Annotated in this window: 30 protein-coding genes; 23 read left to right on the top strand and 7 right to left on the bottom strand. The window is 42.1% G+C overall.

Features of this window, described 5'->3' with window-relative positions:
- Nucleotides 1-2: 2 nt before the first annotated feature.
- Nucleotides 3-569 (bottom strand): hypothetical protein, encoded by a 567-nt coding sequence (locus tag NHB35_RS08570; RefSeq protein WP_353431951.1) that lies wholly within the window; start codon nt 567-569, stop codon nt 3-5.
- Nucleotides 570-1,075: 506 nt separating this feature from the next.
- On the opposite strand from NHB35_RS08570, the gene NHB35_RS08565 reads away from it, so the two are divergent.
- Nucleotides 1,076-1,429, top strand: a complete 354-nt coding sequence (locus NHB35_RS08565) for a hypothetical protein (RefSeq protein ID WP_353431950.1) — start codon at nt 1,076-1,078, stop codon at nt 1,427-1,429.
- A 27-nt stretch (nt 1,430-1,456) separates the two neighbouring features.
- Here NHB35_RS08565 and NHB35_RS08560 read toward each other — a convergent pair whose 3' ends face one another.
- Nucleotides 1,457-1,666 carry a hypothetical protein gene (locus tag NHB35_RS08560; RefSeq protein ID WP_353431949.1) on the bottom strand — a complete coding sequence of 70 codons (210 nt, stop codon included), beginning with the start codon at nt 1,664-1,666 and terminating at the stop codon, nt 1,457-1,459.
- Between the two features lie 98 nt (nt 1,667-1,764).
- Between NHB35_RS08560 and NHB35_RS08555 the strand changes: the two genes are divergently transcribed.
- Both NHB35_RS08555 and NHB35_RS08550 read left to right on the top strand, forming a co-directional pair.
- Nucleotides 1,765-2,325, top strand: a complete 561-nt coding sequence (locus tag NHB35_RS08555; RefSeq protein ID WP_353431948.1) for a hypothetical protein — start codon at nt 1,765-1,767, stop codon at nt 2,323-2,325.
- Nucleotides 2,322-3,950 carry an ion transporter gene (locus NHB35_RS08550; protein ID WP_353431947.1) on the top strand — a complete coding sequence of 543 codons (1,629 nt, stop codon included), beginning with the start codon at nt 2,322-2,324 and terminating at the stop codon, nt 3,948-3,950. The genes NHB35_RS08555 and NHB35_RS08550 overlap by 4 nt, the downstream gene beginning before the upstream one ends.
- Nucleotides 3,951-3,960: 10 nt before the next feature.
- Here the strand turns inward: NHB35_RS08550 and NHB35_RS08545 are convergent, their stop codons facing one another.
- Complete coding sequence (locus NHB35_RS08545; protein ID WP_353431946.1) at nt 3,961-4,896, bottom strand: M23 family metallopeptidase; 936 nt, start codon at nt 4,894-4,896, stop codon at nt 3,961-3,963.
- 172 nt (nt 4,897-5,068) lie between these two features.
- On the opposite strand from NHB35_RS08545, the gene NHB35_RS08540 reads away from it, so the two are divergent.
- Nucleotides 5,069-5,362 (top strand): hypothetical protein, encoded by a 294-nt coding sequence (locus NHB35_RS08540; RefSeq protein WP_353431945.1) that lies wholly within the window; start codon nt 5,069-5,071, stop codon nt 5,360-5,362.
- Here NHB35_RS08540 and NHB35_RS08535 read toward each other — a convergent pair.
- Nucleotides 5,359-5,769, bottom strand: a complete 411-nt coding sequence (locus NHB35_RS08535; RefSeq protein WP_353431944.1) for a surface-adhesin E family protein — start codon at nt 5,767-5,769, stop codon at nt 5,359-5,361. The genes NHB35_RS08540 and NHB35_RS08535 overlap by 4 nt on opposite strands.
- 158 nt (nt 5,770-5,927) lie before the next feature.
- On the opposite strand from NHB35_RS08535, the gene NHB35_RS08530 reads away from it, so the two are divergent.
- From NHB35_RS08530 to NHB35_RS08485, 10 genes are all read left to right on the top strand, one after another.
- Nucleotides 5,928-6,266, top strand: a complete 339-nt coding sequence (locus tag NHB35_RS08530; RefSeq protein WP_353431943.1) for a polymer-forming cytoskeletal protein — start codon at nt 5,928-5,930, stop codon at nt 6,264-6,266.
- 30 nt (nt 6,267-6,296) lie between these two features.
- On the top strand, nt 6,297-6,773 hold the full coding sequence (locus NHB35_RS08525) for a polymer-forming cytoskeletal protein (protein WP_353431942.1): 477 nt from the start codon (nt 6,297-6,299) through the stop codon (nt 6,771-6,773).
- A gap of 11 nt (nt 6,774-6,784) precedes the next feature.
- Nucleotides 6,785-7,198 (top strand): polymer-forming cytoskeletal protein, encoded by a 414-nt coding sequence (locus tag NHB35_RS08520; RefSeq protein WP_353431941.1) that lies wholly within the window; start codon nt 6,785-6,787, stop codon nt 7,196-7,198.
- Nucleotides 7,199-7,222: 24 nt separating this feature from the next.
- Entirely contained in the window at nt 7,223-8,134 is a 912-nt protein-coding gene (locus tag NHB35_RS08515) for a ParA family protein (protein WP_353431940.1), read from the top strand.
- Nucleotides 8,135-8,198: 64 nt separating this feature from the next.
- The gene (locus tag NHB35_RS08510; protein WP_353431939.1) at nt 8,199-8,564 is read left to right on the top strand and encodes a hypothetical protein; all 366 of its coding nucleotides are present in this window, start codon (nt 8,199-8,201) and stop codon (nt 8,562-8,564) included.
- 89 nt (nt 8,565-8,653) lie between these two features.
- Complete coding sequence (locus tag NHB35_RS08505) at nt 8,654-9,895, top strand: hypothetical protein (protein ID WP_353431938.1); 1,242 nt, start codon at nt 8,654-8,656, stop codon at nt 9,893-9,895.
- The gene (locus tag NHB35_RS08500) at nt 9,892-10,440 is read left to right on the top strand and encodes a hypothetical protein (RefSeq protein WP_353431937.1); all 549 of its coding nucleotides are present in this window, start codon (nt 9,892-9,894) and stop codon (nt 10,438-10,440) included. The genes NHB35_RS08505 and NHB35_RS08500 overlap by 4 nt, the downstream gene beginning before the upstream one ends.
- An 11-nt stretch (nt 10,441-10,451) precedes the next feature.
- On the top strand, nt 10,452-10,799 hold the full coding sequence (locus NHB35_RS08495) for a hypothetical protein (protein ID WP_353431936.1): 348 nt from the start codon (nt 10,452-10,454) through the stop codon (nt 10,797-10,799).
- 312 nt (nt 10,800-11,111) lie between these two features.
- The gene (locus NHB35_RS08490) at nt 11,112-11,297 is read left to right on the top strand and encodes a hypothetical protein (RefSeq protein WP_353431935.1); all 186 of its coding nucleotides are present in this window, start codon (nt 11,112-11,114) and stop codon (nt 11,295-11,297) included.
- Entirely contained in the window at nt 11,294-11,530 is a 237-nt protein-coding gene (locus tag NHB35_RS08485; protein WP_353431934.1) for a hypothetical protein, read from the top strand. The genes NHB35_RS08490 and NHB35_RS08485 overlap by 4 nt, the downstream gene beginning before the upstream one ends.
- 5 nt (nt 11,531-11,535) lie before the next feature.
- Here the strand turns inward: NHB35_RS08485 and NHB35_RS08480 are convergent, their stop codons facing one another.
- On the bottom strand, nt 11,536-11,880 hold the full coding sequence (locus NHB35_RS08480; protein WP_353431933.1) for a hypothetical protein: 345 nt from the start codon (nt 11,878-11,880) through the stop codon (nt 11,536-11,538).
- Nucleotides 11,881-11,972: 92 nt separating this feature from the next.
- Here NHB35_RS08480 and NHB35_RS08475 point away from each other — a divergent pair, with 92 nt between their 5' ends.
- Nucleotides 11,973-12,530, top strand: a complete 558-nt coding sequence (locus NHB35_RS08475; protein WP_353431932.1) for a hypothetical protein — start codon at nt 11,973-11,975, stop codon at nt 12,528-12,530.
- 1 nt (nt 12,531) lies between these two features.
- On the opposite strand, the gene NHB35_RS08470 is transcribed toward NHB35_RS08475, so the two are convergent.
- Both NHB35_RS08470 and NHB35_RS08465 read right to left on the bottom strand, forming a co-directional pair.
- Complete coding sequence (locus NHB35_RS08470) at nt 12,532-12,903, bottom strand: hypothetical protein (protein ID WP_353431931.1); 372 nt, start codon at nt 12,901-12,903, stop codon at nt 12,532-12,534.
- A 42-nt stretch (nt 12,904-12,945) separates the two neighbouring features.
- Nucleotides 12,946-13,137 carry a hypothetical protein gene (locus NHB35_RS08465; protein WP_353431930.1) on the bottom strand — a complete coding sequence of 64 codons (192 nt, stop codon included), beginning with the start codon at nt 13,135-13,137 and terminating at the stop codon, nt 12,946-12,948.
- A 60-nt stretch (nt 13,138-13,197) separates the two neighbouring features.
- Here NHB35_RS08465 and NHB35_RS08460 point away from each other — a divergent pair, with 60 nt between their 5' ends.
- The 8 genes from NHB35_RS08460 to phoB all read left to right on the top strand — a co-directional run bounded on the left by NHB35_RS08460 (nt 13,198) and on the right by phoB (nt 20,415).
- Nucleotides 13,198-13,953 (top strand): hypothetical protein, encoded by a 756-nt coding sequence (locus NHB35_RS08460; protein WP_353431929.1) that lies wholly within the window; start codon nt 13,198-13,200, stop codon nt 13,951-13,953.
- Nucleotides 13,954-14,051: 98 nt separating this feature from the next.
- Complete coding sequence (locus NHB35_RS08455; protein WP_353431928.1) at nt 14,052-14,729, top strand: tetratricopeptide repeat protein; 678 nt, start codon at nt 14,052-14,054, stop codon at nt 14,727-14,729.
- Nucleotides 14,730-15,170: 441 nt separating this feature from the next.
- The gene (gene pstS, locus NHB35_RS08450) at nt 15,171-16,193 is read left to right on the top strand and encodes a phosphate ABC transporter substrate-binding protein PstS (protein WP_353431927.1); all 1,023 of its coding nucleotides are present in this window, start codon (nt 15,171-15,173) and stop codon (nt 16,191-16,193) included.
- A 79-nt stretch (nt 16,194-16,272) separates the two neighbouring features.
- Nucleotides 16,273-17,262, top strand: a complete 990-nt coding sequence (gene pstC / locus NHB35_RS08445; protein WP_353431926.1) for a phosphate ABC transporter permease subunit PstC — start codon at nt 16,273-16,275, stop codon at nt 17,260-17,262.
- A complete protein-coding gene (gene pstA, locus NHB35_RS08440) occupies nt 17,259-18,125 on the top strand; it encodes a phosphate ABC transporter permease PstA (protein ID WP_353433433.1) in 867 nt (288 codons plus the stop codon). The genes pstC and pstA overlap by 4 nt, the downstream gene beginning before the upstream one ends.
- A 56-nt stretch (nt 18,126-18,181) precedes the next feature.
- Nucleotides 18,182-18,970, top strand: coding sequence for a phosphate ABC transporter ATP-binding protein PstB (pstB, locus tag NHB35_RS08435; protein WP_353433432.1), 789 nt, complete (start codon nt 18,182-18,184; stop codon nt 18,968-18,970).
- Nucleotides 18,971-18,982: 12 nt separating this feature from the next.
- The gene (phoU, locus tag NHB35_RS08430; RefSeq protein ID WP_353431925.1) at nt 18,983-19,687 is read left to right on the top strand and encodes a phosphate signaling complex protein PhoU; all 705 of its coding nucleotides are present in this window, start codon (nt 18,983-18,985) and stop codon (nt 19,685-19,687) included.
- A gap of 5 nt (nt 19,688-19,692) precedes the next feature.
- The gene (phoB, locus tag NHB35_RS08425) at nt 19,693-20,415 is read left to right on the top strand and encodes a phosphate regulon transcriptional regulator PhoB (protein WP_353431924.1); all 723 of its coding nucleotides are present in this window, start codon (nt 19,693-19,695) and stop codon (nt 20,413-20,415) included.
- Nucleotides 20,416-20,435: the final 20 nt, after the last annotated feature.

The raw sequence follows: 20,435 nt of genomic DNA, 5'->3' as shown, positions 1-20,435 counted from the left end.
ACTCAGTTCATCACGCTTTTTGCGAAGGTGGTCCCAACATCTTCTGGAAAAAAGTAAACCAACATCAGTTCATTGCGGTTATTTAAACTTCTTCCAATCTGAAATGCTACCTGACCACCACCAAAAACATAAGTCTTTGACTTACGGATGCCGGCAGCAAATGCGCTTTCTTGACCTTCAGAAGGGGTATAGTCAAGCCCATATTTGATAGTAAAGCGCTCAATAATCGTATCGGCAATTTGTTTGTTGTAATAACCTAGTTCCTTTTTCATCAGAACAAGGCGTCCTGCTTCGTTATAAATTAGCCAAATAGCCTCTTCTTTGTCATCCACTTTCACCTTGCAGCTAAATGACAGCTCATAGGCCGTGCAATTGAATTTTTCTTTAGCCTCTTCGCGGGTAGTATTAAATGGAATGCCTGCATAGTCGTCCATGGGCAGTTTGACGACTTTAGTGTCTGGCAGCCAAATTTCTGCTTTTGTTTGCTCATCGCCTTTGCCGCAAGCAGTGAGCAAAAGCACCAATCCAGCAGAAAATATCAGCAAAATCCAGCGATTTAATTTTGTCATAGCAGTCTCATTGAATCGTTATTCACCGCAACCCTTTTCATTGGTGATTAAGTGATATCGCACATTTCGATATTATTTACCATCTAATCCAAGAGCAACAAGATAATTCGGGCAATTTGTATATTAAAACGACTTTTTGTGCCTGTTAATGCTGAAATTTTTGCTAAGATACACTGATTAGCCAACAATTCTGCCGCCAATTGGATAAGTTAAACCTTCAGTCTCAGTATTTAAATACCTCGTCTCAGAGGAGCGGGGGCACAATTCATGAGCGCCAAACAACAATACCCAGGGCGGCGGTCAGCAGGACTCATCCAGCTCCTCAAGACTTGAAAGTGGCTCAGCCTGGACCTTCGGTGAACCTCGAGGTAAAAGTCAGTAGCCCCAATCCGCTTGATGCTATCCCGATGAGCGCCGACAGACGCATCAGTGCCTATCAAAGAATCACGAAGTTACTATAGGCAATAATTATTGACTATCGCCCATATAAAAATTAAAGAGTGGATATGGACGATTTGGTATATACAAAATATAAAAAGCAGCAAGCTAGTTTAGTCAATGATCCAATGCCGAGCTTGATCCAGCTCCAAGAGAGGCAAGAACGAGAACTTATAGAGATCGCTCAAGTGCGTTTTGGCATCAGGGGTGGTAGCGTAAAAATCAATTTGACCCCATTACAATTCAATGTCGGCATGGGTGAGGCTGAAGTCTTTAAAGTTTTGCTAGCTGCGCCCGAGCAAGAGCGGGCAGATCAAATCCTGTATGGGTTGGCTAAGGGGGATTTAGCGGGGTCTATGGCGAATAAAATTTTGGCTAGCCTAGCGCTATTAGGCAAGTTTAAGAAGATCCAATTAGACTAAAAACTCGCTTCATGATTTATTGGGGCTCTATTTAGACCCTTTATCTTCCGCAATCACATCCTTTTTTGGGCTTGTGGCAGCATTTTTTTCGTGCTCGGCAAGCTTTTGCATTATGCTCTGAGCCATTGGGGACAATTCATTTTCGGCTCTAGGATTTGTAGTTACTGTTGGCTTTGACGATCTTTCTGCTTTTTTTCTTTTTTTGAGAAGGGTTTGAATAACTGTTTGAATAAACATGGTTAATTCCAAAAAAGGTTGCAAGCAATTAGATTGAATATACAGCAATTAAAAGCGGCATGATAGCTGCAAAATAAGCAGGGTTTTGGGAGATGGGTTTGAGTAAACAGGGCTATGGAATATTTCAGGGAATGCGATATTCCGATTTTTTATTCCTATGGGTTTTATTTGCAAATTTAGTCCTGGTTGCATATCTCGGGGTTGGTGATCATCAAAAAGCTCTGAAAGTTGCTTATTCCCAAACCAGTGGCGAACAGATCATTTCTTGGTTTGAGGGATTTAATCAACAACTTCAAGAAAATAAACCTGTAGACCAAAAATCCTGCATTCCTGCACAAGAGATTCCGGTAGACCTCAAAGGTGCTAAACCTAATACATGGAATGATTGCATTAGCCTGCTATTTTCCGCAGAGGGCCCTTTTCATGGATACACCAATTTAATCATGCCTCAAGCCCCTCCTTATGCAAGCAAATGTGACAAGCATGAGTTGGGGACGGCTGGCGCATTCATTTTTGAAAAAATGATAATGAACCCAGCAGGACCCTCAACAGTGAGCACAATGGATCCAAATGAAAAGCTAGTAAGCGGTATGAACATTCGTTTAAGCCTTTGCGACACCGGCTACTACCTTATCAAAATCGGGGAGTTTAGGTTATGAATACCAAGATCCCATTGATATCTAGTATGAATTTGCGTTTACGCAAGAAGGTATATGACTTACTGTTTAATCCCGATTTAAAAAATAATTTTCATCGCCAATTTGAGCAGTTCATTACCTACATGATTGTGCTTAATATGGCAGGTTTAGTGCTTGAGCACATTCCAGTAATTTATGAATCTCGTCAACGCTTATTTCATCTGTTCGATGTTTTTTCTTTGGGAATTTTTACAATAGAGTATGCATTGCGTTTATATGTCGCTCCCGAAGACCCTGCTTTTAGTTCCGCAAAAGTTCCACGCTTCGCTTTTTTTAAAAGCCCCTTTGCATTAATTGATTTAATCTCGATATTACCGTTCTACTTGGGCGCCTTCTTTGATGCTGACTTACGTGTACTGAGAGCGTTACGACTCTTGCGTTTGTTTAAGTTGTTTAGAGCAGTTGCGCCTGCGGTACAAGATTTCCTAGAGCAAAATAAAGATAAGTCATTTCGCTACAAAATATACGCTTTAGTGAACGAAACCCCAACTAGTGGCGAATTGCATCACATATTTGATCTCACCATTGTTATCTGGGTAATCATTTCAGTGCTGTGCGTCATTTTGGAATCAGTGCATAGCATTAACTACTATTTGCATTCTGAATTTGTGATTCTTGACATCATGGCGGTTGCAATATTTTCTACAGAATATTTAATGCGCATATACAGTTGCCCTGAAGATCCAAGATATCAATCTTGGTTTATGGGGCGCCTTAAAAATGCAACTAGCCCAACTAGCATTATTGATTTGTTAGCTATCTTGCCATTTTATTTGGAAAGTCTCTTGCATCATTTATTTGATTTGCGATTCTTGCGGGTCTTTAGATTGATGCGATTGCTCAAGCTAGCCCGTTACTCCGGTGCTACGCAATCTTTATTTGTGGTGATTAAGCGTGAGTGGCCGGTCATGAAGGCATCAGCATTCATCATGATTTTGTTGGTGATGCTGGCTGCGTGCCTCGGTTATTTATTTGAACATGAAGCACAGCCTGATAAGTTTGAAAATATTCCCCAATCTATTTATTGGGCGGTTGTGACGCTAGCCAGTGTGGGATATGGAGATATTTCTCCGATCACTCCAGCAGGCCGTGCGATGACTATTGTATTAGCTCTTCTTGGAATCGGTATTTTTGCAATTCCTGCGGCGATTCTGTCATCCGCCTTAAGTGATCAGTTGCGCATCGAGCGTGAAAAAATGATGAATGAGCTCTATCACATGCTAGAGGATGGAGTGATTTCAGCGGAGGAGCAAGAGCTGATTGAGGCTGAAGCTAAACGATTGCATTTATCCAAAAGCGAGTTGGATCGCCTGCTTGAAAAAGCTAAAGTACAAATGGGCGTCGAACATGCCGATACTAGCAGTGCTCATGGTGGAACGCCTGTACTTGATTTAAGCTTTTTATCGAATCATCCAACGGTTGCCGCAGAAGAGCTTAAGATTGCCATCTCCAAATTGCAGCAAATTGTGAGTGTGAGCGATGTTGATGAACTAGTGAAATACTTTGCAGATCCAAATAACGCAACGCCATTACAAAGCGAACTGTTTAATATTTTGCTAGAGAGCGCGCAAAAGCAAAAAAGTTGAACTTTGCTTTCTACCAGTAGGCGGAGGGCGGTGCATAGACCAGAATTTTTGCTGGGTTTAAATAGGTATTATTTTGGTGGATCTCGTAATGCAGGTGAGGTCCAGTGGATCTGCCAGTAGACCCTGAGTTGGCAATTAGCTGGCCACGAGTAATCGTCTGACCGGGTTTTACAAATAGTTTGCTATTGTGAGCATACTTTGAAATAAAGCCATCTCCGTGTGCGATTTCAATGAAATGACCATAAGCTGGATCTTGGCCCGCCTTGATAACGGTGCCATCCCCCGTCGCCACAATAGGGGTGCCAACAGGGGTGACAAAGTCGATACCGGAATGCTGTGCAAGTTGCTTTGTAAATGGGTCTACGCGGACGCCAAAATTGCTAGTCATACCGAGGCGAGCATCAATGGGGGGTCCTATAGGTATAGTGCGCAACCAGCGGTATTGCTTATTCCATTCGGGCTCTGATTTTTCAAAGATCTGAGCCATCTCAGTGGATTTAGATACGGAGTCTTCGAAATTCTCAGCCAAGGTTTTAGCTGGTTCATATTTAAAGCTGAGGGGTTTTAATGGGCCGCCAACGCTAACATTGTCGACAAATTTGTTTTTAATTGTGTAGGGTGTAGAAATTGCCAGGTAGCGATCTTTGATCGACTTCAATTCATTAAACTGCATGGATGCTTTAGCTAGCTGATCCTGAATTGTTTTAAGTTGCTTGGCATATTTGTTATCGAGGGCCATGCGCTCTTTAACTGTGACCACTCCACTGACCTCTCTAGCGAAGTCAGGGCTAACTTCAAGTGCAATATGAATGCCTGTGGAGAAGATGAGAACTCCGAGCAAGAGGAAGGAGCCACCAACAATGATTCCAAGGCGCGTGAGGCGCTCTTTGGTGATGTTGATTTGTTTGATTGCTCCAGTCGAGCCCGATACCCAAAATAATTGCATGAAATGATTATAAGTGTTTGATTTATATTAAATAATTTACCAAATATGGATCTTTAAAAGACCTATAATCCTTAAACGAGTGTCATTTTAGCCTTAATATAAGACTGTGATCAAATCAAAACCCTGGTTTTTAACCTTGAAAATACCGCTTTGGCTTATTTTTTCTAGTGCTATGCTGGTTTTTACTGCTTCGCCTAAGGCTGCCATTATTGGTCAGATGCCTTCGTTAACTGAGGTTTTGTATATCACCTCCGAGCCCTGTACGTCTGAATCAGGTCGAGTAGAACCCAATTGGTATTTTTCGTACTCTGTCAATGCTTTAGGCATGGTGACAAGGAGTTGTTATGTCCGCTATAACGATCAAATCTGGATCAAGGGGCCCTATGGCACGGAATCGACTTTTCCGATGAGTTATTTCACTAAGCCAACCAGCTCTAAATCAGATGAGGGTTCTGAGTCAAATTAACTGGGTAGATTAGGGGGTTTGCAAAAGAATTTGTAGAGCACATAGCTCATGGTGTCGGGAATGACCCTTTCCCAGCTGGAATTAGAGGTGTCAACCTGATCCACGCTAACCCCAGAGCCCCTGGGTCCAGAGTAGTAGCCTATGTAAAACTGCTTATAGCTTTCATAGCCCACCTTACAAAAATATGACACATCTTGGATGATGGATAAAGTCGTCTCTCCATTGGGGGCAGAAAGTGCCTCGGTATAGCTGATGAGCTGCCAAGTGCTTACTTGCTCATTTTCAGGGTCATTTACAGTTTTGCTGTCCTCGTAGTAATAGGCATTGCCAACGTTATCGTTGGATAAAAAAACCCATTTTGCAAAACTAGGGGTAATTGGATTGAGCAAAAAAGCCGTAATCGACATTAATGCCATTTTTTTGAGGAATGGGGGCATTTTTAATTTTGGGGCTGATAAGAGTATTTAGGTGCAATTTTATGTATTTTAAAGCCCAAAAGTGAAGATCAACTGCTAGAATTGCCTAAATCTTTATTAATGACATTGCTTGCTAAGGAGCGCTAAGTATGGCCGAAGTAAATCAACAGGGTTGCCTATTTGTGGGTGAGGGGGTTGTTCTCAAGGGTAACTTCGAAGTTCCTGATATTGCTTCCATTTCAGGCACTGTAGAGGGTGAACTCACAGCCAAGCAAATCTTAATTGAGGCTACTGGTATTGTGCGCGGCAAGCTAAGCGGAGAGTCAATTGATATTCGTGGCGAAGTTAATGAGCAGGTTTCTTCTTCTCGCAGTTTAATTATTCGCTCTACCGGTAAGGTGACTGGATCAATTCATTACTCAGAAATCGAAATCGAAAAAGGTGGACATCTGCATGGTGAATTACATAACCTCAATCCACACTCTTAATTAATTTTTAAATTTATTTCCGAATATTGAATGATGTCTATTTTTTCTAAAAATCAACCAACCGTCGACAATGATTCAATCTCTAACGTGAGCGAAGAGATTGCTCAAGAAAGTACTCCAGAAGAACAGGTGCCGGCTGTAGCTACTTATGCTCCCGAGCCAGTTACAAGACTAGATTCAGCGAACCGGTCAAGTGTATTAACTAAGCCCTCGATCATTAGCGAAGGTTTTACATTTGAAGGAACCATTACTTCAGATGGTGTGCTCAATATTGCTGGAACCGTTCGTGGGAAAATTACGGCAAAGTCTGTATTGATCGACTCCACTGGCCAGGTGGATGGAGAGCTGAATTCAGAGCAACTGGTAATTAAAGGCCAGCTCAAGGGTGATGTGAATTGCGAAGATCTCAATGTTGGTCCAGTTGCGCACGTAGATGGAAATATTAGTTACAAGTACATCCATATTCAGCGTGGCGGTAAAGTTGCTGGTAAGTTTATTAAAAACTAATCATTTAATCCGTGGCCATAAGACAAAGTCATGCGATTCGAATACTAGATCCCTCTAGGGAAACGTTTGGCTCGATCATTGGATCTGATTTAGAAATATTTGGCCGTATTGTGGCCACCAAGAGTTTGCGTATTGATGGAACGATTATTGGCGATGTTGTGACAAAACAAGGCGCCGATGTTTGTGTTGCCCTCGGTAAAACAGGGCTGGTGCAGGGCAACATCTCTGCCGGCAGGGTGCTGGTGGCTGGACGAGTGGAAGGTAACGTTCGGGCAACCGAGCGGGTTGAGCTACATAGTGGGGCAGATGTTCATGGAGATATCATTTATGCCCAAATTGGAATTGAGCAGGGGGCTCGCTTGAGTGGCTTGTTATCTAAGATCACGGAGCAAGACTTGCTTGCTGATGATCAGCTCGATGGCTAATGTAGTCTTAAGGAGAGATCTGCGATGCCCGCCAGTGAAGCCATAAAGATACTCGTTACCAATCAGAAGGGTGGTGTTGGTAAAAGCACGATTTCCGCGAATTTGGCTGCATATCTTGCTATTCAAGAGGGTTTAGGGGTCTCTTTGATAGATTTTGATAAGCAGGCCTCCTCATCCCATTGGACTAAAAAGGCTCCAGATATTGGAATTCGAGTGAGTCGGGCGGAAATTAATTATCAAAGCGTTGGTATGGCCCTCTTAAGTGCTAGGGCGAATTTACGCAAATATTCATCGGGTGTCCAAATTAGTATTTGTGATTTCACTTGGACGCCGGCTATGTCGGAAGATTTCATGACTGACTTTGATATCGTATTGATACCAAGTTCAAGCGCGAAGTTTGAAATGGCTAGCACAGAAATTTTTATTCTCGAGTATGTTCAAAAGAGAATGGCTCGTTTGGCTGCAAGTAAGCAAAGCTTGATAGTAGTTCCAAGCAGGGTTGATCCTGGATATGCTTCACAGGGATCTTTTACCAATTTAGATTTTTTAGCAAATTGCTTTATTGCGCCGCCAATTCATCGCACACCTGAAATAGATAGCTATGTTTATCAAGATTTTCTCTGTGTATGCTCAGATAAGGCGGTGGCTGATAATTTTTCAGCCTTCGGAAAATATATTTCGCAAAAAATTGATGAACGTCGCGAAATTAGAAGGACTTTGTCGATCTCAGGTCAATCTATCAACCGAGAAATTGCAAAAAAAGTTAGCGTGTTAGATGATTACCGAAATAGGGCAAAAAGCCTTGGTTTTTATGGGGGGGCGGCTAACGCTGAATTCAACCAAGAATTGGTATCTGACGAAGCTCAGGGTGGCACCCAAGAGCAATCGTTTAGCAAGCGATTTGTTCCTAGTTTTTTGCGCAAAAATGACAAGTAAATTGAAATACACTAACTAGGGCATAAGTTTTCCTCCCTTTAGCACAACTTAATATAGGCCCATCATGAGTGATCCCCAAAGGCATGACATTTTTGAAGATGAGAATGGCGCAAGGGTTGCTGTCCGGCAAGTCTTTCCACCTAATGCGCTTGGCATTTCTTATGTTGAGTACAAGAATCTTGTTGATTCAAACTTACGTTTTTTGCCTATTGCGGAGTTCATGGAAAAATTTAAATGGGTGAAGAATTTTGATTCAGCCGATACATTCACCATGACCAACTCGCTTGGGGAGGGTAATGATTTGTCTGATTCCAATCCAGAATCAAAAGATGAACAAGAGGGTGATGCTTCATCGGCTCTGAAGCCAGTTGAGGTCTCAGGTGCTGACGAGGAAGAGGTCCGTAGCGCTAAACCTACTAGGGCAGAATAAAGTCCCCTTAATGTGGTTAAAATTGAGAAATTCTTGCCTGTAGGTGTAACGCTCTAATTGGCAAGGTTTTTTGTCCCCAAAGGAAATTAATGCGAAGTGCCACACCCCCATCAAGGCGGCTACAACTAGCTTTTAAAATCATCGCTATTGCTTGTGGCGCTGTTTTATTGCTTGCTGCCGCTCACACTGGCAGCCAACCAATGGACTTTGCTACATTTTCAAGCTTTGTCGCAAACCAGATCCAAAGTACTTCTCAGCTGCAATGGTTGTTTGGCCTAATTTTTTTATCTGCTGGAATTTTTTTCGTTCCCGTCATGGCCAGCAAGCAAAGAACCTTTATTGGTGACAGAGATCTTAGTAACGATTCGTATGTTCTTTATTTGATTGATAAATATCAAATAGAAAAAAATCTTGTACTTGATCAGCATACTGCATGCAATAAAATTTTCTCCTCTATAAATGATGCCCTGGCTTATGTGCATTTAATTGAGAGCCCAATCTTGGATAAGGTTGCACCCGCCAGCACTTTTTCTGCTACCGAGTCTAGCGACGTAGAGGGGGACCAGCAGCCCGAAGCTTCTGAGCCTCTTGAGGCTGAGACAGTTGGTTTAAAAAATCCTTTTTTAAATGTTCAACATCCAAGTGATCAAGCCTTAATTACGACTTGGGATGATGCCAGGCGTTTAAAGGTCAGTGGTATTTTGGGCGCCATTTTGTTTACGGTGGTTCTGGGTGGTCTGTACTACGCAAATTCCAATTCAGTACGGTATGCACCAAAGCCCATTGCGCCAAGCACACCCGTCCTGCCTGTCGCAGAGATGCCTAATTCTGATCAGGTGGTTACTGGAACCATATCAAATCAAGATGTGGCGAGCACCAATGATGCCAAAGAGCCCATCAAGTCTCTGGCTTCTACCCCGATTAATGAGCGATGGATTGGTACGTGGACTGCCGAGAGCGCTAAGCTTAAGTTATCGGTAACCGCAAATACACTCATTTTGAATGGTGAGGAGTTTACTTGGACCGGAACTAGACCAAAGGGAGTTGTGCAATGTTGTTTAGCCTTTTACGAAGGTTCCACCAATAAATCTGATCTTTTGGCTAGAATCTCTGGAGCGCAGGATTCTGGAGTTGCCTTAAAGCCTGAGGCTCAAAAAACTTTGGCGTTGGTAAACGGTCTTGGTGAAGGAAATTTCAAGCGCATCGTTTTCGCCGACCCATACCTTAAGAAATATTTCTTTATTTATGACCAAAATTTTGTTTATCGTATTAGCAGGGATCTAGGCGATAAGGTTGATGTGGTCATCGAACAATTTAAGAAACAAGAATGAGCCCTTCACCTGAGTTAGACTCAAATTCAGGCTCTTATCTGCAGCCATATGAGCAGTTGCGACTACTGCGCGAGAAGGCGCATATTCGCACCATCAGCGATGAAATCGTTGGGCGTCAGTGTATTTTTTTCTATAGTCGTAATTGGATTTTTGACTATTCGTTAAATGGTTCAGATAAGCCTTGGGATATAACGCAGCAGGTTTATTTTCGTAATGTTCGAAAACATATGACGCTCGCATTTGCATTGCCCTATATTGTTATTCAATTTGCTTTTGTCGACTCTCCAAAGTTTTTGCGGGCGATTGTCACGTATGGCGCGGAGATTACAAAAATGATTGGATCAATGGATCATTTTATTAAGCGTGAGGAGGGAATTCGTGCCTGGGTAGAGCAGCCTGACTTTAGCTGGAAGCCATCTAACATCGCAGAGTTATCAAATCGTATCTTAGAAACGGACAGTCAATTTACAGAGATAGAGTTCTACCGCTATCACGAACCTTTTCATACCAAACTAAGCGGTACATGGGAGCAAATTCAGGTTTAATGTGGGTTTGAATGATGGATAACTCTGATTACTACCAGGCCGAACAGTACCTAAAGCTAGGTTTATATCCGCAAGCTTTTGAGATGTTTATGGCGCTTGAGGTAGGAAATTTTGAATGTACTTTTTTAAAGCCTTGCATGATGGCCATGGCTGGCCAGCTTAATCAATCCCAGCTTGATGTGCTTTTCCACGAGTTAGAGCGGGAGGTTAAAAACAAAAATCCTCAAGCGATTTATAACTATGGAGTTGTGTCAGGTCATCTCGGAGACATTCCCAAGGCGACAAGCTTGCTTCAGTTAGCGATGGATTTAAATGTATCAGAAGCTCGAGGCGCATTAAGTCGCCTGCTAATGAAGTGATAGGCTTAGATCTTTTTTGCATGAGCAAAAGATTTATTGTTACTTTTGCTTATATCTATAAGCAAAATTTTTCACAATTACTCTCAAAATCAGAGACTTATAACATTCTTATAAAGTGAATATGAGTATTTGATTTCATACCCTTGTTATCCCTGAGATAAATTTTACGTATGAAATAAATTGCTTATAAATCAATAATTTAAAAAAAATTTCAGTAGATAAAAAATACGTTTTGTAAATGGCTTTTCTCTTTTCGCCATATTGAATTGCCCCTAGGATGTGAATTAGAAATCTCTCTCACAAGGAGTTTGTATGGGGCAAAAAGATGCGATCAATAAACCGGCGAATAATTCTAAGGATTTTGTAGAGCTTCATATTGAAGACCTCGTCAAGGATTATCTCAGGTGGCATGAGCAGGTGAATAAGCGCGCCTATTCAAGCGATGTGTTGCCAAGTGTCATTCATGGCGTTGACTCTAGCTTGATTGCCATTCGATGAAAGCGCAACTAAAGAGCTGGTTGGCACCTCTTGCTCTGGCGCTTTTCTCTGCTTTGTTTGGCTTTTATTTGCTGCTTGGGCCAACTCCAAGGAATCATTCTTTGGAGACTGAGTCCACTCAGCTAGATGCTGAATTGCTTCAATATCTCACAATCCAAGCTGAGAATTACGCCAAGGAAAGCGCAGAAAACTCAACAAGAGCACAAACGATTAAAAAAGCTGATCCGATTTAGTTGGCTCAGTTATAGCCACAGGGATAAAGCTTCATTAGTTGCTTGAGTAAGACTTCATCAATAGTGGGTTTCGTTGGGCTATTGGGGGGTATATCTTTAATGCCCAGGACAATAATTTCTCGGTAATTATTTACTGTCAGATTTAAATAAGGCGGATAGCAAAATAATGGCACTTGATTAATTGCGCTAAGTTGGTTGTTCGAGGCATTTAATCCTGAACTCAGGCCTAACAGATAAGTGTTTGTGGAGAGGGTCTTGTTTTTGTTTTCAAATTCGGCGACCGATAAACCTGCATAGGCATGAAAAGAGGTTAAGACTGCTGCGAGAAGTGGCAAGATTTTAATCATCATTCTAATTTTGGAAAAGAATTAAGTTTCTAATTTAACAGATGTATGCAAGCCATAGTAAGCTATACAGAATTGCACATTCTTAAGGATAGCTCATGGCGGACATTGATTGGGATTTTTGGTTCTCAAAGACATATATATATACTTGGCAGGCTGCAGCCCTGATTCAGGGAATCAATCCTAAGCAAATTAAATTTCCGGTGCGTGATGCGGCAGGTGAACTTCATTTCGAACGAACAAACTTTGATGGTCGATACGATGAATTTCGGATAAAGCTTGATTTGCTTACGGAGCATGCATGGATCCAGAATTTTTCTGCGCAAAACATGCGTGTTGATTTCAAGCGCTTCTTATTTTGGGCTGGCAATGTTCGCAAATGGGAGATGCCACCAAGGCTTGCCGCGTTTGCTCGAGGGGTTGATCTTGACGCTTTAGATGAAAGTGCGGAAGAAAAAGCAAATTTACTAAGAGATGAGCGAAATACGCTACAGATTATTTGGGCATTAAGAACAATGCTAAAGGACCATCAGTATGGCAAAACTGATCGAGAATTAATTTACTATCTTTCTAAGACTTATTCAGATAAGCCTGGTTTCAAGCGACTGGCTCTAGAAATGAAGTTTGCTGAAGCGCAAGTTGCATCTGAGACCTAGATTATTTTGGATAGGCGGTTGCTTTTGGAATGTCGTCAGCTGTCCATGTTTTGGTGAGGTCGCCAGTCGGCCCAAACTTCACAAAAGCAAATAGAATACCCAAAATTAGTGTCACTAAACCAATTGTTTTGAGAACTCGATGATCATTTTCTTCTTTGATCATAAATTTGTGTGTTGGTTGTCGAGCTTGAAATATTTCCGGAAAAGCATCTTCAAGTGATTCTTTTGCGACTTTAATGTGCAAATATCTGGCATCTTCGGACTCGCCCATCTCAATCGCCCGCGCTGCTTTGAAATAATGCTCGCTTGCAGCACTTAAAGTCTTGGCTTTACGTATTAGATCGGCATGCCTCTCAAATTCTGCGGGTGTCATCCTTCATTCTCCATAGAAATCACAGGTTGATTGTACTTTTCTTTAACTTCTTTTTCCCTTGTTTCTATTCTTGAACTGTTTGATCATCATGTTGCGAAATTTTATATATGCCTCATTAGAGTCAATTGCCTCAATTGCCTCTTTTTCTATCTCGCCATCACCGATTTTGTAGCTGACAACCCAAAAATGGGCTAAATCACTAGGTTCAATTGAGATTACCTCAAACTTTTTCACGGCTGATTTCACTCCTGATCTCTCATCGATCATACTTCAGTATTCAGTAAAATGGACCGCATGACCTTTGAAATATACTCTCCGGAGCTTGGTGAAATCGATCCTAAATACGTGCTAGACCCACGCTTTATTTTTAAAAACTTGGAGAGGATGTTATCCCCAGGTCCAGTTTCAGCAATCTTTAATGTAAAAACCTCGGAAAAGTTCCCGGTTAGTGTGCAGAGTTTGGATCCCAAGGCAGGTATCAAATTCAAATTAGAAGAACCTCCTAAAAATGGCGTAGGTTCATATATGGGAGAGTCATGCTACTTTGTTGCAGGTCTTGATGGTGGAAAGCTGCAATTTCTAATTGAAGGATTAAGGTCAGCGGAAACGGGAACATTAACTTGTCATATACCCAAAGCTGTAACACTCATTCAGAGGCGAGAGGACTTTAGAGTAAAGGCACCGCCAGATCGTACTTTTAAAGCACTTATTTTCTTTACTGTAGGCAAGGAGATGATTGGGGATATTGTCGATATCTCTGATCATGGCTTACAGCTTGATCTGCGTTTAGGTTCTACAGAAATGGAGATAGGAACTATTTGGAAGAATAGTAGCCTTGAGCGATTGACTGCGAGAACAGCAAAGTTTGATTTGGTCATTAAAAGTCTGCGTCCAAGTCCACTCGAGGCTTCTCGCATTCGAGTTGGGTGCGAGCTACATGAGCCAACAAAATTGAACTTAAATGAGTTCTACAGTACGCGTTCAGCAATCCAAAATGCACGTTTAAATCGACGAATCAATTATTGGTATCAGGATGTATCCTGGAGCTAGTGCACCAATTTCGTGATCAGATTTAATCCTATATATAGTCATATTTATATAATAGGTCTTGTAAATTAATAAATAAGCATTCAAAAAAGGTAAAAATTATGAATTACGGCGCAATAGATTTAGCGCAAATGAATATGCAAAAAGGCAAGTACGATGTTGCCTTTGATATTTTGTTTGATTCAGCAGTTAACGATCAAAACGATGACGCACTCTTTTTGTTAACAAAGATGACCTTTGATGGCAATCTGAATGCTGAGCAGATGGAAAAGTTTTATGAGTTGCAAAATGGCCATACTAGTCTTGGTAATGGTTATGCCTTATTTAATGTGGGTTTGATGCATGAACGAGGTCTTGGCAGGGTTCCGCAAAGCTACAAAATTGCTGTCGATTACTATCAAAAAGCGGTCAAAGAAGAGGTAAAGGATGCGTTTTGTAATTTAGGCAATATCTATGCCCTGGGCTTAGGTATGGAACAAGGCGTTCCACGAAATGTTGAATTAGGCATTAAATACTTAACTATTGGCGCTGAAGAGGGGAGTCGTCAATGCGCGTACACCTTGGGCTCGCTCTATGGTAAAGGTGAATTTGTGCCATTAGATTTAAAGAAAGCATTTTATTTCTTATCATTAGCTGCCTTACAGGGCCATGATCAGGCTAAGCGAGTGTTGCATATTTTTGTTCACACTCACAAAGAAAATTACGATGATGAAATGCAGGCTGCAGAATATCAATTTGGAAAGATCCAGAATCTGCGTCTACTTTATAAGTGCGTCTGACATTAATTTATAGATTTACTTAATAAGTAAAGTTTGTACTTCTTTGATTAATGAAATTTTGTACGACAAAGATGTAGTTGTAAAAGGTTTATTTTTTAAAAATCGCCTTGACGCTGTCATATTTTCCAGCCGTATCTTTGCTTTCTGAACGAGCTTTTGGAATGCTAGCAAACTTCTTTTTTTGAGGCATTTTTTAACTTTTTTGCCTCTTTGCCAAGTTTTTTGGTAAACCATTTGATTGGTTTGGATTTGCTTATTTGTGATTTACCCCTGAAAAAATAGATAAATGTGATGAGCATCGTCGCATAAGAGCATGACAATCCTTGGGGGATATTGTTAAATGCCCTATTTTCAGGGCCGTATAGACCGTCATAAAACTGTCATATTGCGGATTTATCGTTCTGGTATCGCGCTAATGCGCATATTTCTAAGGACTGATTAATGAAATCTTTCTTGAAAAAAGCCCTCGTAATAGGCGCTATTTCACTTGCTCCGGTAGCTTTTGCGGCAGATATGACAGGCGCAGGCGCTACTTTCCCGTACCCAATTTATGCAAAATGGGCGGAAGCATATAAAGCTAAGACTGGCTCAAACTTAAATTACCAATCGATTGGCTCATCTGGCGGTATCAAGCAAATTAAAGCCAAGACAGTAGATTTTGGCGCTACCGATAATCCAGTCAAATTCTCCGATCTAGAGGCTGATGGCCTTGTACAGTTCCCTGCCATTATTGGTGGCGTTGTTCCAGTTATCAATGTGGAGGGTGTTAAGCCGGGCGAAATCAAATTAGATGGTCCAACACTTGCAGACATTTTCCAAGGTGTGATTTCTGATTGGGGTGATAAGCGTATCGCCATCATGAACCCTGGAGTCAAAATTCCATCGGGCCCGATTACAGTGGTTGTTCGCGCGGATGGATCTGGTACAACAGCGATCTTTACCGACTACTTAGCTAAAACCAGTTCTTTGTTTAAAGATTCGGTTGGTTCCGGAGCTTCTGTGAAGTGGCCAGCAGCATCGACAGTAGGTGGCAAAGGTAATGAAGGTGTTGCCGCGAACGTGACCCGCGTTAAAAATGCGATTGGCTATGTTGAGTACGCCTATGCCAAGAAAAATAAGATGACCTTTATTTCTCTTAAGAATAAAGACGGTCAATTCGTGGCGCCGGATGATTTAACATTCTCTGCCGCAGCGGCAAGTACAGATTGGTCGGCTGTTCCTGGCATGGGTACTTTCATTACAAATGCTCCAGGTGCTAAATCTTGGCCAATTACAGGCGCCTCATTCATCTTGATCTATAAAAACCCTGAGAACAAAGCTAATGTTGCAGAAGTCATTAAGTTCTTCGACTTTGCTTTCAAAGATGGCAAGAAAATGGCTGAGGATCTTGATTACGTGCCAATGCCAGACAAGACAACTGATTTCATTCGTAAGAATGTATTCACCAAAATCGCAGTTAAGTAACTACAACTTTATTGTTTACTTGATCAAATAGAGCGACGCTACCAAGCTAGGGTCGCCCGATCAAAAAGCATCAATCAAAATGAACAACAGCGCTCAGCAACATTCTGCCCCAACTCCACAAGCGCTGAAAATCGCCAAGATCCAAAGGATCCAAGATTTTCTATTTCATCGGGTCACTCAATTTTTTGCTTGCAGTGTCTTGATCGCCTTGTTAGGCATCATTATTTCTTTGATCATTAATGCTTGGCCTGCCTTGCATACCTTTGGCCCAGGATTTTTCTTTACCCAAGAATGGGATATTGTTAATGGTGAGTTTGGTGGCTTGATTGCTATCTACGGAACGCTCGTTACCTCTCTAATAGCGCTCTTGATTGCAGTGCCGCTCAGTTTTGGGATCGCTGTCTTTTTAACTGAGCTATGTCCTGGTCCATTGCGCAGGCCTTTGGGTACAGCAGTAGAACTCTTGGCAGCCGTCCCTTCCATTATTTATGGCATGTTTGGTTTGTTCATATTTGCGCCACTGTTTGCTGAATATATTGAGCCTGCTTTGGCTGCAACACTTGGCAAAATACCGGGGCTAGGCATTTTATTTTCAGGTGCATTCAATGGTATTGGAGTGTTGTGTGCCGGATTAATTTTGGCGATGATGATTCTGCCTTTTATCTCATCAGTCATGCGAGATGTATTTGAAATTGTTCCGCCGGTACTAAAAGAATCTGCCTATGGCATAGGCTGCACTACTTGGGAAGTGGTTAAGAATGTTGTTTTGCCATATACAAAAGCAGGTGTGATTGGCGGCGTGATGCTGGGTTTAGGTCGGGCGCTTGGTGAAACCATGGCAGTTACCTTTGTGATTGGAAATTCACAACGCCTATCTGCCTCACTATTTGCCCCAGGCACGTCTATTGCCTCAACCCTTGCCAATGAATTTGGTGAAGCTGAGGCTGGCAATCATTTGTCTTCACTCTTTGCATTAGGCTTGGCACTGTTCATTATTACTTTCATTGTCTTGGCATGCGCTAAATGGATGCTGAACAATATGGAAAAGAAGCAAGGTCTGAAGTCATGAATAAGGCTAGCAACATTAATCCTGCGGTATTTGCCCGTCGTAAGCGTGCAAACAAGATTGGCTTAGCTCTCTCAATGAGTGCTATGGGCCTGGGCATGATTTTCTTATTCTGGATTTTGAGTGTTTTGTTGATAAAGGGATTCTCGTCGATTGATTTTTCTCTTTTCACGCACAGTACGCCCGCCCCTGGGTCTGACGGTGGTGGATTAGCCAATGCGATTGTTGGCAGCCTCATGATTATTGGCTGCTGCACCCTAATTAGCACCCCTATTGGTGTATTAGCTGGAGTCTATCTTTCTGAATATGGTGATCGCGGCAAGGTTGCAGCCACAACCCGATTTGTTACAGACATCATGCTATCCGCACCCTCAATTGTGATTGGTTTATTTGTATATGCTTTTGTCGTAGCACAGGTAAAGCATTTTTCAGGATGGGCTGGAACGATTGCCTTGGCGCTAATTGCCATACCAGTAGTTGTTAGAACAACAGAGAATATGCTGCGCCTAGTTCCTGGAAGTTTGCGTGAAGCAGCCTATGCTTTGGGCGCGCCGAAGTGGAAAGTAGCATTCATGATCACTTTGCGTGCTGCGCAAAGCGGCGTGATAACAGGAATTTTGCTCGCGCTTGCTCGTGTCAGCGGTGAAACGGCACCACTTCTATTTACAGCTCTAAATAACCAATTTTTCTCAACTAATATGAATGCACCGATGGCGAACCTGCCAGTAGTGATATATCAGTTTGCGATGAGCCCGTATGACAACTGGGTAAATTTGGCGTGGGGCGGTGCGTTATTAATTACGTTTGCTGTCCTTGGTTTGAATATTTTGGCTCGCGTAGTGTTTCGAGACAAGGTTAAGGCGTGATGAGCGATATGAGAACAATGTTTGACTTAAATCAGGTGGATGGTCAAGGGGGTTTAATGAATACGGGTAGTCAAGAGCCGCAAAATAATGCTGTGAATGCGATTGAAGTTAGGAATCTGAATTTCTTCTATGGCTCATTCCAGGGTTTAAAGAAGATCAATCTAGACATTGAGCAAGGCAAGGTAACTGCATTTATTGGCCCATCTGGTTGTGGTAAGTCCACTCTGCTAAGAACGCTAAACCGCATGTATGACTTGTATCCAGGTCAGCGAGCAGAAGGTGAAATTAACTTCTATGGTCAAAATATCCTTGAGCCAGGTTTAGATTTAAATCTATTGCGCTCTAGGATCGGTATGGTCTTTCAAAAGCCAACTCCATTCCCGATGTCAATTTATGAAAACATCGCTTTTGGTGTTCGCCTCTATGAAAAGCTATCTCGCTCTGAAATGGATGAGCGAGTTGAGTGGGCATTAAATAAAGCGGCTCTATGGAGTGAGGTTAAAGATAAGCTCAATCAAAGTGGCTTATCTTTATCAGGGGGCCAGCAGCAACGTTTATGTATCGCCAGAGGTGTGGCTGTAAAGCCTTCAGTCATCCTGTTAGATGAGCCAACTTCAGCTTTAGATCCCATATCCACTGGTAAGGTAGAAGAGCTGATTCATGAACTGAAAAATGACTACACTATCGCTATCATTACACATAATATGCAGCAGGCGGCTCGGGTATCAGACTATACAGCGTATATGTATTTAGGAAGTCTTATCGAATACGGTAAGACAGACGAAATCTTTATTAAGCCAAAACGAAAAGAGACCGAAGACTATATTACTGGTCGATTTGGTTAACAGGAGACGACTATGCCAGATAAACATTTATCCTCACAATTTGATGCCGATCTAAATTCTCTATCTAGTCGCTTGTTGGAGATGGGCGGCTTGGTGGAGTCTCAAATTGCCACTGCCATGCGTGCATTTACGCAAATGGATCTTGATACATGCAATGTCGTCATCGAAAATGAAAAATTAGTAAATGACCTGGAAATTCAGATTGATTTAGCTTGCACAGAATTAATTGCTCGCCGGCAACCAACCGCACGAGATCTACGCTTAGTCATGGCCGTCTCAAAGGCTATCACTAATCTGGAGAGGGCGGGCGATGAGGCGGAGCGGGTAGCGAAAAGAACGAAGCGACTCATTGAGTCGGGTGTGAATAGCAAAATCAATGTAGCTGAAATTCGTTTATCTGGTCAAATGGCAATATCTTTATTAAGGCGAAGTTTGGATGCCTTTGCCCGACTCGATACAGTCGCTGCTGCTGAGGTAGTTCAGGAGGATCGTCAAATTGATGAGGAGTTCCGTGCATTTGTGCGTAAACTAATCACTTATATGATGGAAGATCCCCACACAATTACTACCGGTTTAGATATGATGACAATCGCAAAAGCCATTGAGCGAATTGGTGACCATGCCAAAAATATTGCTGAGTTTGTTATTTATGTTGCTAAAGGATCGGACGTACGTCACATGGCGCATGAAGATCTCATTCGCGAGGCAAGTAAATAGGATTTATGACTCAGTCGTCCCAGCAAATACTCATTGTGGAAGATGAGCCATCTATTGCCGAGTTAATTGCGGTGAATCTGACGCATGCTGGTTATGCTGTAAGAAGAGCAATGCAGTCAGATGAAGCGCTGTCCATGCTGAATACTCAAGCACCTGATCTGATCGTGCTTGATTGGATGTTGCCTGGGAAGTCTGGCGTTCAATTTGCTAAAGATTTGCGTGCAAATGAAAAGTACAAGGACATTCCAATTTTGATGTTAACAGCCAAGGGCGAGGAAGTGGATAAGGTGACTGGTTTAGACGCTGGTGCCGATGATTATGTAACAAAGCCTTTTTCACCTAAAGAGTTAATTGCTAGAGTAAAAGCGCTTTTAAGAAGATATTCAGTGGCCTCAGAAGAGGGGCCGTTAGTCGTGGGCCCTATGAGTCTTGATGCCATTACGCATCGAATTGCTATTCACTGGCCCAATCAGGATATTAAAAATTTAGCTTTAGGCCCTACCGAATTTCGGCTCCTGAATTTCCTGATGGCTAACCCAGAGCGGGTGCACTCAAGAGCCAATTTGCTTGATCATGTATGGGGTAACGAGGCATATATTGAGGAGCGGACGGTAGACGTTCATGTAAAACGACTCAGAGCAGCCCTTGCCCCATTTAATTGCGATCAGTTTATTGAAACCGTTCGGGGTAGTGGATACCGCATTACTAAAACACCACTTTCCCAATAAATCTCCCCATGCTCTAAGAT

Origin of the sequence: Polynucleobacter sp. MWH-UH23A (assembly GCF_040409805.1) — a bacterium.
Classification (GTDB): domain Bacteria; phylum Pseudomonadota; class Gammaproteobacteria; order Burkholderiales; family Burkholderiaceae; genus Polynucleobacter.
Note: the sequence above shows the minus strand (reverse complement) of the source record. Positions and strands in the feature narration are given on the sequence as shown.

Excerpts from the sequence above, each read along its gene's own strand:
- NHB35_RS08570 (WP_353431951.1), bottom strand. The coding sequence starts at position 569 with ATGACAAAATTAAATCGCTGGATTTTGCTGATATTTTCTGCTGGATTG.
- NHB35_RS08565 (WP_353431950.1), top strand. The coding sequence starts at position 1,076 with ATGGACGATTTGGTATATACAAAATATAAAAAGCAGCAAGCTAGTTTA.
- NHB35_RS08560 (WP_353431949.1), bottom strand. The coding sequence starts at position 1,666 with ATGTTTATTCAAACAGTTATTCAAACCCTTCTCAAAAAAAGAAAAAAA.
- NHB35_RS08550 (WP_353431947.1), top strand. The coding sequence starts at position 2,322 with ATGAATACCAAGATCCCATTGATATCTAGTATGAATTTGCGTTTACGC.
- NHB35_RS08545 (WP_353431946.1), bottom strand. The coding sequence starts at position 4,896 with ATGCAATTATTTTGGGTATCGGGCTCGACTGGAGCAATCAAACAAATC.
- NHB35_RS08540 (WP_353431945.1), top strand. The coding sequence starts at position 5,069 with ATGCTGGTTTTTACTGCTTCGCCTAAGGCTGCCATTATTGGTCAGATG.
- NHB35_RS08535 (WP_353431944.1), bottom strand. The coding sequence starts at position 5,769 with ATGTCGATTACGGCTTTTTTGCTCAATCCAATTACCCCTAGTTTTGCA.
- NHB35_RS08530 (WP_353431943.1), top strand. The coding sequence starts at position 5,928 with ATGGCCGAAGTAAATCAACAGGGTTGCCTATTTGTGGGTGAGGGGGTT.
- NHB35_RS08525 (WP_353431942.1), top strand. The coding sequence starts at position 6,297 with ATGATGTCTATTTTTTCTAAAAATCAACCAACCGTCGACAATGATTCA.
- NHB35_RS08515 (WP_353431940.1), top strand. The coding sequence starts at position 7,223 with ATGCCCGCCAGTGAAGCCATAAAGATACTCGTTACCAATCAGAAGGGT.
- NHB35_RS08510 (WP_353431939.1), top strand. The coding sequence starts at position 8,199 with ATGAGTGATCCCCAAAGGCATGACATTTTTGAAGATGAGAATGGCGCA.
- NHB35_RS08505 (WP_353431938.1), top strand. The coding sequence starts at position 8,654 with ATGCGAAGTGCCACACCCCCATCAAGGCGGCTACAACTAGCTTTTAAA.
- NHB35_RS08500 (WP_353431937.1), top strand. The coding sequence starts at position 9,892 with ATGAGCCCTTCACCTGAGTTAGACTCAAATTCAGGCTCTTATCTGCAG.
- NHB35_RS08495 (WP_353431936.1), top strand. The coding sequence starts at position 10,452 with ATGATGGATAACTCTGATTACTACCAGGCCGAACAGTACCTAAAGCTA.
- NHB35_RS08490 (WP_353431935.1), top strand. The coding sequence starts at position 11,112 with ATGGGGCAAAAAGATGCGATCAATAAACCGGCGAATAATTCTAAGGAT.
- NHB35_RS08485 (WP_353431934.1), top strand. The coding sequence starts at position 11,294 with ATGAAAGCGCAACTAAAGAGCTGGTTGGCACCTCTTGCTCTGGCGCTT.
- NHB35_RS08480 (WP_353431933.1), bottom strand. The coding sequence starts at position 11,880 with ATGATGATTAAAATCTTGCCACTTCTCGCAGCAGTCTTAACCTCTTTT.
- NHB35_RS08475 (WP_353431932.1), top strand. The coding sequence starts at position 11,973 with ATGGCGGACATTGATTGGGATTTTTGGTTCTCAAAGACATATATATAT.
- NHB35_RS08470 (WP_353431931.1), bottom strand. The coding sequence starts at position 12,903 with ATGACACCCGCAGAATTTGAGAGGCATGCCGATCTAATACGTAAAGCC.
- NHB35_RS08460 (WP_353431929.1), top strand. The coding sequence starts at position 13,198 with ATGACCTTTGAAATATACTCTCCGGAGCTTGGTGAAATCGATCCTAAA.
- NHB35_RS08455 (WP_353431928.1), top strand. The coding sequence starts at position 14,052 with ATGAATTACGGCGCAATAGATTTAGCGCAAATGAATATGCAAAAAGGC.
- pstS (WP_353431927.1), top strand. The coding sequence starts at position 15,171 with ATGAAATCTTTCTTGAAAAAAGCCCTCGTAATAGGCGCTATTTCACTT.
- pstC (WP_353431926.1), top strand. The coding sequence starts at position 16,273 with ATGAACAACAGCGCTCAGCAACATTCTGCCCCAACTCCACAAGCGCTG.
- pstA (WP_353433433.1), top strand. The coding sequence starts at position 17,259 with ATGAATAAGGCTAGCAACATTAATCCTGCGGTATTTGCCCGTCGTAAG.
- pstB (WP_353433432.1), top strand. The coding sequence starts at position 18,182 with ATGAATACGGGTAGTCAAGAGCCGCAAAATAATGCTGTGAATGCGATT.
- phoU (WP_353431925.1), top strand. The coding sequence starts at position 18,983 with ATGCCAGATAAACATTTATCCTCACAATTTGATGCCGATCTAAATTCT.
- phoB (WP_353431924.1), top strand. The coding sequence starts at position 19,693 with ATGACTCAGTCGTCCCAGCAAATACTCATTGTGGAAGATGAGCCATCT.